Annotated in this window: 8 protein-coding genes and 1 pseudogene; 6 read left to right on the top strand and 3 right to left on the bottom strand. The window is 67.7% G+C overall.

The features are described from left to right. On the bottom strand, window positions 1-2,010 hold a 2,010-nt coding region (locus tag AB0C82_RS32815; protein ID WP_362849403.1), incomplete at its 3' end, for a hypothetical protein. Window positions 2,011-3,683: 1,673 nt separating this feature from the next. Between AB0C82_RS32815 and AB0C82_RS32810 the strand changes: the two genes are divergently transcribed. From AB0C82_RS32810 to AB0C82_RS32800, 3 genes and pseudogenes are all read left to right on the top strand, one after another. Beyond that, entirely contained in the window at window positions 3,684-4,004 is a 321-nt protein-coding gene (locus tag AB0C82_RS32810; protein ID WP_362849500.1) for a hypothetical protein, read from the top strand. Window positions 4,005-4,980: 976 nt separating this feature from the next. After that, window positions 4,981-5,292, top strand: coding sequence for a hypothetical protein (locus tag AB0C82_RS32805; RefSeq protein WP_362849401.1), 312 nt, complete (start codon window positions 4,981-4,983; stop codon window positions 5,290-5,292). A gap of 32 nt (window positions 5,293-5,324) precedes the next feature. Further along, window positions 5,325-5,442 (top strand): annotated as a pseudogene (locus AB0C82_RS32800) (IS5/IS1182 family transposase); the annotation flags it as partial. 242 nt (window positions 5,443-5,684) lie between these two features. Here AB0C82_RS32800 and AB0C82_RS32795 read toward each other — a convergent pair. Next, on the bottom strand, window positions 5,685-5,900 hold the full coding sequence (locus tag AB0C82_RS32795) for a DUF6243 family protein (protein ID WP_362849398.1): 216 nt from the start codon (window positions 5,898-5,900) through the stop codon (window positions 5,685-5,687). Window positions 5,901-6,592: 692 nt separating this feature from the next. On the opposite strand from AB0C82_RS32795, the gene AB0C82_RS32790 reads away from it, so the two are divergent. From AB0C82_RS32790 to AB0C82_RS32780, 3 genes are all read left to right on the top strand, one after another. Beyond that, window positions 6,593-6,970 carry a hypothetical protein gene (locus AB0C82_RS32790; RefSeq protein WP_362849395.1) on the top strand — a complete coding sequence of 126 codons (378 nt, stop codon included), beginning with the start codon at window positions 6,593-6,595 and terminating at the stop codon, window positions 6,968-6,970. Window positions 6,971-7,742: 772 nt separating this feature from the next. Next, a complete protein-coding gene (locus AB0C82_RS32785) occupies window positions 7,743-8,684 on the top strand; it encodes an oxygenase MpaB family protein (RefSeq protein ID WP_362849393.1) in 942 nt (313 codons plus the stop codon). After that, window positions 8,681-10,186 carry an aldehyde dehydrogenase family protein gene (locus tag AB0C82_RS32780; protein WP_362849390.1) on the top strand — a complete coding sequence of 502 codons (1,506 nt, stop codon included), beginning with the start codon at window positions 8,681-8,683 and terminating at the stop codon, window positions 10,184-10,186. Before AB0C82_RS32785 ends, AB0C82_RS32780 begins: the two co-directional genes overlap by 4 nt. 53 nt (window positions 10,187-10,239) lie before the next feature. On the opposite strand, the gene AB0C82_RS32775 is transcribed toward AB0C82_RS32780, so the two are convergent. Next, complete coding sequence (locus AB0C82_RS32775; protein ID WP_362849387.1) at window positions 10,240-10,866, bottom strand: TetR/AcrR family transcriptional regulator; 627 nt, start codon at window positions 10,864-10,866, stop codon at window positions 10,240-10,242. Window positions 10,867-10,902: the final 36 nt, after the last annotated feature.

Genomic DNA, 10,902 nt, shown 5'->3' with positions numbered 1-10,902 from the left:
GTCAGCCATACCCCGGGCAAGAATGAACATGTAACTCTGACCCGGCAACAGAGTCAGCTCATGGACCGCCGTCCGCGAAAGAGGCCCCGCAGACCAGCCAAGAAGCTCAGGATTCAAATCATGAGACAGAGCTGTCGCGTCGATGGTCACCTTAAACCCACGCAAAACAAGAGTCCGCTCAACCGCCTCAGCAAACCCGGCATACTCCGCACCGAGACCAATCCGCCCATCAGTCGTCACCGCGAAATGGAAGTCAGCCATACCCCGGGCAAGAATGAACATGTAACTCTGACCCGGCAACAGAGTCAGCTCATGGACCGCCGTCCGCGAAAGAGGCCCCGCAGACCAGCCAAGAAGCTCAGGATTCAAATCATGAGACAGAGCTGTCGCGTCGATGGTTACTTTGTATCCGCGAAGCGTCAGGGTGAGCCCGCTCACCTCCGCGAAGCCGACATGGTCGGGGTGGAGACTCACCTGTCCGTCGGGCGTCACGGTGAAACGGAAGTCCGCGAAGCCTCGCGACAGGACCAATCCGTAGCCCTCGGCTGGGATCAGAACCAGTTCATGGACGGTGGCGCGCGAAAGCACCGCGTCGTTTCCGTTGAGGAACGGCAGAAGGTCGTGGGATAGGGCTCGGCCGTCGATGGTGACGGTGAATCCGTGGATGGTGACGAGGGGTGTGCCGTTGGGGGTGGTGCTGGTGGTGGCGCATTGGGCGGTGCTGGAAGTGAGGGTGATAGTGCCGTCGGGGTTGAGATCAAACGCAGGGACTATGACTCTGGGACCGGGGACGAAGCCGTAGCCTTGAGCCGGGATGAGGACGAGTTGGTTGACGTTCGTGCGCGGCAGTCGTTTGTCATTGCCGTTCAAGAAGGGTTCGAGGTCGTGGGATAGGGCTCGGCCGTCGATGGTGACGGTGAATCCGTGGATGGTGACGTGGGGGCTGCCGTTGGGGGAGACACCCACCGAGGCGCACTGCGCCACGGTTTCGGCCAGGCGCACCGCTCCGTCGACACCGACGTCGAACAACGGCACCACTACCCTCGGACCGGGGACGAATGCGTACCCCTCGGCCGGCAGGAGCGCCAACTCATGGGCCGTGCTCCTCGAGAACCGTGCCGCGCTGCCCTGGAGGAACGCCTCCAGGTCATGCGACAGCGCCCGCCCGTCGATCGTGACGGGGAAGCCACGGAGAATCAGCATGCTGGTGCCGCGTCCTCCGAGAAAAGCGTCGTGGGCGGGGTCGTACTCGACGAACCCCTCTTGCGTGACCTGGAATTCGAAGCTCGTCGGCCGGCCGGGGACCTGCTCGATGCCATAGACCCCGGGGGCGAGGGAGAGCACAGGCGCGCTCGCGCCGTCGACGACATCTGGGCTGTGCCCTGAGACAGAAAACTTGGTGAAGGTCAAACCACTGCTGTCGATTCTGATCTCGGCCATGTCGCTTCCCGCCTCTACCATCCCGCCGATCTGGAGGTGTACCCCGTCGTGCCCATCGAACCCCGGCGTCAGGGTGAAAGCAATCGATCGGAACAGGCCGTTGAGGCGCACGGTGCCGTCGGAATCAGTGGGCTCGGTCGACTCTGGGGGTGGTTGGAACACCTTTCCCGTGACACTGTTGCCGTCGACCTTGAACTTCGCGGCGTCGCCGCTGAGTTGCGTGACCTCCGTACCCACCGGAAGATCCAGAAACTCCAGGGTCGAGGCGAGCGACCCCAGGTGGAAGACAGGATCCTTCACCTCGGCATCGAATTCCACTCTGAATGAACTGCCGCCCCTGAGGCCGACGATTTCTATGAGGTCGGACGTGGGCAGCGGCGGGCTGAAGAACGCCGTATGAAATCCTGTGAACGTCCCGTCGAGGACGGCTGTGCCCAGCGGGGCGCGATCCGTGGCCACGGGGCGCTGCCCGGTGAGTCTCACATCATGACCACCCAGGGTTCCGATGGCCTCCGTGTTCTCGTCGTTGAGGAACGTCCAGTCTACGAACGCGAGCCGAAGGTTCGCCATTTGTCTCGGCCTTCCTGACGATCTGGCCCAGGTGAGCCAGCGGCAAGAGGAACAGCCTTGCCTCATGGCCATGGAACCCTCTGCCTATTGGGCAGCTTTATGAGATGCGCGGCTCCCGAGCCTTTACCCGACCTGCGTGGTGCCGTACTCGACGAACCCGTCTTGCGCGACCTGGAATTCGAAGTTCGCCGCGGCCGGGCACTTGCTCGATGCCATAGAGCCCGTGGCAAGGGACAGCGCTGGCGCGGCTGCGCCAGGCGACGAGTTGTGGGCTGTGCCCTGGGACAGAGAACCTGGTGAAGGACAGACCACTGGGGAGTACAGGGTCGGGGTCGGAGCGTGGGGTCAGGGCGTAGCACCCAGCGGGGCGGTAACTGCAGCGCCGATCTGCTCGTGTCTTCACTTTCAGGATGCCACGGCGGTCTCCGGTCGCAACAAGGACCATGCCACCGAGCGTGGAGCACTCGGCTGTGCGAGCGTGTGTCACTCTCGAATTCCACTGCGACACTGGGCACAGCGGGCGTGCTTCGAGCCGCGAGGACCAGTTCGCCGGTGTCCGCGCATCTACCGAGAAGGACACACAGCGGTCGGCTTACGGTGCCGGTGATACCGATCACCAGCACGCACGACAGCATCAGCGCACGACCCCCTGCCCGAGCGCATCCGAGTGTCCTGCATTGGGCTTGGCCGACCCCGCTGCCGACTGGATCGTGTGATCGCCGACACGGCCTACGGTTCACGCGGGATCCGTGCTCCTTCCGTAGGCGCGGCATCGGCACACCATCCTGGAAAGAAGCGACCAGCGAATGCACCATCGCTGTCGTGACCGGCGAGGCGGCAGGCCGTCGGGCTTGGGCCACCGGAATCCACCGCCACCGCAACCCCGTCGAATGCTGATTCAACCAACTCGAGGGATCTGGTCGCCTTGTCACCCGCCGCGGAAAGACCGCCACCCTCTACGGAGCGGTAGTCACATTCGCATCACTCCCGCTACGGGCAAGATCAGTTATAAGACGGCCCCAGTGACAGGTGTCGCGCCGCGCTTCCGCACCGCTTGACCGGCTGATGGCCTGACTTTGGGGGAGCATCGACTTACGGGGGCAGTGTTGTGAGCGCATACGCGGATGTCCGCCGCCACCCTGCGCCCCGCTCGACACCGGCGCGGTATGCCCGCGCCGTGACGCACACGACGAGCCGGAGCGCCGGCGACAAGAGAACACTCCTCCTCGGCTGCCACCATGTTCTCGCGAACGACAACAACGCCGCGCTCGGGGACGGTGCTATTCAACCCGGCGGGCGTGACGGCGGATCCCCCCACAGGATCTGATCGTCGTTCTGGAGCGTTTCGTCGAGCTGAAGTGAAGTTCGACGGGTCCATCAATTCCGTCGACTGCGCGACGGCCTGGGCCGCTCCGGCCGGCATGAGACCCGACATCCTGATGACCGGAGTGCTCGGCCCTGTCGAGGTGCCGATCAGCTCCACCGCCGCAGCGGTGACGGTGGACTCACTCGTCTTCAAGAGCGGGCGCACGACGGAAGGCACCTGCGGGCGTCGTCCGGGAGAGCGGGAGGTCTGGTGGCGCATGTATGTCGCGTTGTGGGTTCGGCTGTTGAGCCATAAGGTCACCGGCATGTCTCTACGTCTTCGTATGCGTCAAGCACTGCCGGAAGCGATGCGGGCCCGTGACAAGGTTGCGGTAAGTACCCTGCGCGCAACGCTTGCTGCGCTGGACAACGCTGAGGCAGTGCCCGTGGACGAAGCCGAGCTCCGCGGCGTGGCCTTTGAGCAGTCGCCTGTTGGGGTCGGCACCACCGAAGCCGTGCGACGTGAACTGAGTGAGCGACGTGTCGTGGAGATCGTGCGGGCCGAGGCCGCAGAGAGACTGGACGCTGCAGCGCAGTTGAGTGCACCCGCGCATGCTGATCGAGCCGCGCGGCTCCGCACAGAGGCCGCTCTACTGCATCGCTTCCTCGAAGACTCTCGCACCGCATAGGACACGGCGTCGCATCACGTACGAGGCGCAGAAGCAGGACCGGAAGCCGGTACTGTCACCGCCTGATCCTCGTGCGGACTCCTGCGCATGGTGCCGTGGCAGCGAGGAAAAGCCTCGTGGAGGGCCGCGCGGATCGCAGGCACGTCGCGTCCTGGAGGGCGGTGCTGGACGCGTTCCGCCTGGAGCTCAGCGCCAAGCCAAGGCTCAGGTCGCGAGGTCATCGAGCGGCCGGCCGGCCAGTGGCGGCAGGGGGACCCGGAGGTTCTGGTCGTGCTGAACTCGGGATACGACGCTCCGCACATCTCCCACCTGCTGGCGGGGCCGCCCGTCGAGATGGCAGGGCTGCTCCGTTCGGACCGCGTGACGCGGCGGCCGACACCTCCGCAGGTCTACGACCCCAAGGGTGACCGCCAACCGAGCACGGTGGCGACCTGTCGGACATCGTCCACCGTGAGGTATCGCCACCTATGACAGGGCCACGGACCACCGCAATACCTGACCCAGACCGAGTGCAGCTGGCCACTGACCCACTTCAGCAAGCGACCTATGACCAGCTCATCAGGGATGCCGACCCCGCCGAACTCACACAGCCGAGAGATCTGCCCCTCCAAATCCGGGACTCTCTCGCCTCACTGGACTGAGCTCGCAACCTGCTCACTCGCACGACGGAATTCTTCCGGGGGCCGCATCCAGTGGTTACGCCATGCTCATCTGGCTCGACTCATCCATCCTGGAAGGGCCCGGACGCTATACGACAAGCTGAGACACGTCCCGTGAGTGATCGAGGCAGGTTGGTCATGACCGGCCCGGAGTCCACTGCGACGAGGCTCCGGTGGCAGGATGGCGGCTTCGACCATCTTGAGAGGCCATCCTCGTGCCCACGCCTGCCGACTACCTCGTACTGGCACGTGCCGAGAGAGACAGTCTGGTCCTGCAGCGTCTCGCGGGATGTCCGTACCCTTTCGTCTGGCAAGCCTTGGCCACCAATCCCCACACGCCTCCCGAAGCCCTCCAGGAACTGAGCGCTGCCCGCGATAGCGTCTGGAACGACAACAAGCTTCTTCGCCTGCTCGCAGACCATCCCGGTGCGAACCCTGTCGTTCTTCGAGCTGTCCTCGAAGCCGTTGCAGCGAGGCTCGATGAGGGCGAGCGGCCCTACGCCGCCGTACTCGCTCTCGCCGACCGGCTGGAGCTTGAGGTGGATGAGGTAAGGAAGCTCGGAACCCTTCGTGGGGCCTCTGCTCGTCTACGCCATGTGCTCAACCTCAGGTTGAGCGTCCGCATCTGAGCCACCTCGGTTCGCAGGAAGACGATCTTGTTGTGGCTGGTGTGATCAGGGCGTCTGAGCCGTCCTGGACAGCGCCGCTCACCGGGCTGAGATCGCGTTCATTCGGCAGCTGGAACCGCTCTGCGCCGTGAGGGTGCAGACCCTGTCCGCGCAAGGGCCGCCCGAGTCACTGCTTGATGGACGGCTGGAGGTGGGGTGACGGGGCTGCTGGATCTGCGGCCGGCCCCGGGTGGTGGTCGGCTGAGACGCCGGTTGTCGGCCGTGAGCTGAGCGGGACCGGCCGCGCCCCATGCGGCAGCGGTGCCGAGCCCCGCTACGACAGCAGGGCCCGGACCGCGCGGCGCGGTCCGGGCCCTGTCTCGTGCGGTGCCGCCCTGCGGGGCGGCGGTGCCTCAGCTCTGTGCGGCGTCGTCGCTCGTCTGCGCGGAGCCCTCAGCTGCGCCTGCCTTCTCGCGCATCTTGCGCACCAGCTCCGCCTTCTGGTCGGCGGCACTCTGGCGGTCGAGGTTGCGGTGCGGACCGTTGTTCTGCCGTTCGGCGCGGGACAGCTTCTTGCGCTGGCCGCCGCCCATGCCCACGGGGTTGTTGATGTTCTTGCTCACGGTCACGGGTTCTCCCGGTAATGATGTGAAGTGATCTACGGATTCATCGGTGAGGGGCGGGCGGCGACGTCGAAAGACGTCAGCAAGGGCCCATCACGCGCTCACTCGAGAATCGGCGGTTGGAAGAACATGACCAAGACGTTACCCGGTTCCGTCGGCTCCGCGCACCAAGGCCCTCGCCTCCCGGCTTCGGCCAGGCGCTCGGGCGAGCGCCTGCGGTCAGCCGTTGCCTCCAGGATCTCATTACGGCCGGTGGTCGCCGGTGGTCGCCACCCGCCCCGGGGCTGGTCCGGCTCGGCGAGGACGGCGTTGATGTGCTCGCCCACCGCGCCCCCGCTGAGGATGAGCCTCCCGCCGACGCCCGCGTTGGAGTCGAGTGACCGTACCGATCACTGTGGCGTGGCCCGGCGGCACATCACACAGCCGCTCGGCGTCGCAGCTGGGCCACCTGGCCACTGCCTGCGGCGAGGAGTTCTCGCGGTCTGCCCGCCGGACGCGCGGCTGGCGTGGACCTGGGCTGCGCGGACCAGGAGCGTGCCGGAGCTCGTGACGGACCTCGCGATGCTGCTGCGGCTCGCGGACTGCCGGCGGAGCGGCCCGCCGGACAGCGACGGCGTCCAGCGGGCCCAGAGGGAGGTACGGGCCCAGTTCACGCTGCTGCTCGCGTCGCGCTCGCCCCCGACGGTGCGATCGAGACCGTGCTCTCCTCCGTCGACGCACCACTCGGCCGGGTGGTGTACGCATCTGATGCCGCCGGCGCCGCTCTGTTGCATGGGCGCACCGAGCTCGTCCGCCGAAGCTTCCCGTCCGGCGAGATCCTCCGGACCAGGCCGCTGGAATCCGAGGTCATCGACCTCGACTCCCACGACCGGGTCCTGCACGCCCTGTGCGCCGACGGCAACCTCGTATCCCTCGACGCGACCGATGGGACGGTGCTCCACCGGCGTCCGCTACCCCTGTACCGACCACTCTGTGTGTATGCGGCGCCCGATGGCACAATCCTCGTCGGCACCACCGCGGGTCAGATCCTGCGCTACCCGATGATCCGCAGACAGGACCGGACGGCCGACGAGTAGCACCATGGGGCAGCTCCCAGGGCCCGGTCAGATCTCACCGACCGGGCCCGCGCCCGCTCGCGATGTTCGTCCATCGGCGGACGGCGTGATACCCGGCGACTTCCCCGTTGCGCCTGGCGGAGCAGGCATCGCGGCCGTGTCCGACCGCGTCGGGGCCGTAGCCCTCGTGGCGCGACAGGACAGCAACAGCCCCGGAGTCGATGCCCGCAGCCGCGGTTGTGTTTGTCGGTGCCTGAAGGCGTCGTGGTTGCCCGACCAGCCGGCCGCCGTCCAACTCCACCCAGGGCTGCGGGCACCAGGTTGGGTTCCCGCCTTCGTCCCGGGTCCCGAGCCCGACCTCGCCGCACGTCATCTCCACTTATCCGTAACGAAGTTGACGGCCTGTCGGTCAATCAGGGAGCGCGCGAAGGTGCCTCCGCTTCTCCGTTACGTCCGGGGTATTGACGCACCATGAAACAAATCAATAGCTTCTGTATCATCGACTCACGGGAGATGCTCCTCATGGAATCGCGAAGAGCCTGCACGACCGCACCGAAGGGCGTCCACGCCGTCCAGGCAAGGGGCTCCGTCACCCGCGACCCGCTCAGCTCCGCGTAGCTCAGCCCTCGCTCACCGGCGGCATCGCCATCGCGACCTGCACGTCAGCACTCCGCAGATCTGTCTGAGCGCCGACATCAGCCAGGTGCTGGTCGACGCGGAGGTTGTGCACTTCTCCGACGTGCCCACTCGCACCGCGAGCTGGTGGCCGCGATTCCGACAGGAGGCATCACCCATGGGCCGCTACAGTCGTCTCCGCCGCATCCAGAAGATGGATCCGCGGCAGGACTTCGAGCAGATCTACCGGTGGATCACCCACTACGAGTTCCCCCGCGACTACCTCTACGGGACGTCGATCGCGTTCCTGCGTGACTACGGCGTGCCGCGCATATCCCACCTCCTGGACCGCACCCAGGAGTTCGAACGTGCCGGTCAGAAGCGGTACGACGACACGGTGCTGATCGCGTACGAGATGGTCCGTGAGGGGATGGACTCGGAGCACGGCCGGGCTGCCGCCCGCCACCTGAACCGCATCCACAGCCGCTACCAGATCCCCAACGAGGACTTCCTCTACGTCCTGGCCACGACGGTGGTGGGGCCGAAGCGGTGGATCGACCGGTTCGGCTGGCGGCGCCTGTCCGAGCAGGAGACCGAGAGTCTGGCGCTGGTGGGCCGACGGACGGGCGAGATGATGGGCATCTCCGGCGTACCCGACACCTACGCCGCCTTCGAGTTGCTCCACGACGACTACGAGCGGGAGATGTTCGCCTACGATCCCGCCAACCGCAGGGTCGCCGCGGCAACCCTGCGGATCCTGGCCTCCTGGTACCCGGCCCCCTTACGCAGGATCGCGACCCGGGTCACGCTCGCCGTCCTGGACGAACCGCTTCTGGAGGCGCTCGGCTTCCGGCCTGAGCCGCGCCGGTTACGGGCCGTCGTGCACCACGTGTTCCGCACCCGGGCCGCGTTGATCCGCCTGCTGCCCGGGAGGCCGGAACGGCTCCCTCGCACACCCAAGCCGCGCACGTACCCCTTCGGCTGGACCCTGGACGACCTGGGTCCGCACTGGGCACATTCCCGTCCACTGCTCCCGCTCCAGGACGAGTCCGCACCGGGAGCGGCCTCCGCTCCGGAGCAGTCGCCCACCCCCCGTGTTCCTCATCAGGAGACCCGATGACCGCCACCAGCCCCGCCGCCGCGCCACATGCCGCGACCTTCACCACGCACTCCCCCACGACCGGCAAGGCGATCGCCGAGCACCCGGTGAACGGGCCGGAAGAGGTCTCCCTCGCCGTGGCACGGGCCCGGACCGCCCAGGCCGGGTGGGCAGCGCTGCCCGCCTCCCGGCGCCGTGACCACCTGCTGCGCTGGAAGAAGGCCCTGGCGACCGATCTCGACGCCGTGGCCCGCACCATCGCCGAGGAGACCGGGAAGCCGGCCGGTGACGCCGCGCTGGAGGTCGTACTCACACTGGAGCACCTGGCCTGGGCCGCCCGCAACGCCGGACGCGTGCTGCGCCGGCGGAAGGTGCGCACCGGACTGTTCACCCTCCATCAGCAGGCCTCGCTGGTGCACCGCCCGTTGGGCGTGGTCGGCGTGATCGGCCCCTGGAACTACCCCCTGTACACCTCGATGGGCTCCATCGGCTATGCCCTGGCCGCAGGGAACGGCGTGGTCTTCAAGCCGTCCGAGCTGACCCCGGGCACCGGGGTCCTGCTGGCCGAGCTCTTCGACGCCGCCGTGCCCGAACACGCCGGACTGCTCACCACCGTCACCGGCGCGGCGTCCACCGGGGACGCCCTGTCCCGGTCCGGGGTCGACAAACTGGCGTTCACCGGCTCGCCGGAGACGGCGCGCAAGGTGATGGCGGTGTGCGCCGAGACGCTGACTCCGTTCCTCGCCGAGTGCGGAGGGAAGGACGCGGTGATCGTGACCGCGGACGCGGACCTGGACGCGGCGGCCGACGCGATCGTGTGGGGCGCGCTGAGCAACGCGGGTCAGACCTGCGCGGGGGTGGAGCGCGTCTACGCGGTGCGTGAGATCCACGGGGCGCTGTGCGAGCGGGTGGTCACGCGAGCCGAGGCGCTTCGGCCGGGTGCCGAGGCGGACGCCGCCTATGGCCCGATGACACTGCCGGGCCAGGTCGCGATCGTCGAGCGGCATGTGACCGACGCGGTCTCGGCAGGCGGAAAGGCCCTGTTCGGCGGGCCCGGGTCGGTCTGCGCTCCGTATGTCGCGCCGGTCGTGCTTGCCGGTGTTCCGGAGGATGCGGCGGCGATGACGGAGGAGACCTTCGGGCCGGTCGTGGCGATCAACCCGGTGGCCGACGTGGACGAGGCGGTGGAGCGGGTCAACGCGTCCCGTTACGCCCTGGGGGCCGCGGTGTTCTGCCGCAACGGGCGCGCCGGTGCGGCTATCGCGGCGCGACTGCGTGCGGGGGTGGTGTCGGTGAACTCGGTGCTGGGCTTCGCGGCGGTGCCGGCGCTGCCGTTCGGCGGTTCGCAGGACTCCGGGTTCGGCCGGATCCACGGTGAGGAGGGGCTGCGTGCCTTCACCGCCGTGCAGTCGACAACGGTGCAGCGGTTCACGCCGCCGATCGCGCTGACATCCTTCGATGTCCCGGCCGTCACGCGGCAGCGCGCGGTGCGGCTGGCCCGGTCACTGCACCGGCGCCGCTGAACGGCTGGGCGGCTACCCGCCGGCCGGACCTCCCTCTCGGGCGGTCCGGCCGGTCAGGAGTCCAGCAGCGGGGCCAGGTAGCGGCGGGCGAAGGCGCGGGCCTGGTCCTCGTCGTCCATCTCGATGCAGCTGGCGGGGTTGAGCAGGAAGGACACGGCGACGCGCACCATGATCTCGGCGACCGGCCGCGGGTCCTCGTCGGGGCGGCCCTCGGCCTGCTGGGCGCGGCGCAGATGGCCTGTCAGGTATTCGACGGTGGCGGAGAGCGAGAAGCCTCCCTGCACGGTCAGGTAGGGCAGCACGACCTCGGGTTCGAGGCGGAGCAGGCCACCGAAGAGAGGATGGGCACGGGTGTGGCGCAGGGCGACCACGAAGCCCTCCACGACCCGCTCCTCCATGGTCGGCAGCGCCGCCACCGCCGAGTCCAGCCGCCCGAAGAACCGACTGAGTTCACGCAGCAGAGTGGCCTCGACCAGCTTGTCCTTGGTCTGGAACCGCCGGAAGACGGTGACTCGGGAGACGCCTGCCCGCTTGGCGACATCGTCCACGGAGGAGCGGCGCAGGCCCAGGAGGGTGAACTGCTCCAGTGCGGCGTCGAGGATCCGCCGCGCCGTACGGTCCTCCACCTCGGGCTGGGCGGTGGCCTGGGCGAGCCCTGAGTCGTTCGTGTCGGTTCTCATCGTGCTCCTCACGATATCGGGCGTCCGTCTCCCGGG

The sequence above is a fragment of the Streptomyces sp. NPDC048560 genome (genome assembly GCF_040650955.1).
Lineage (GTDB): Bacteria > Actinomycetota > Actinomycetes > Streptomycetales > Streptomycetaceae > Streptomyces.
This window is presented reverse-complemented; position numbering and strand designations above follow the sequence as displayed.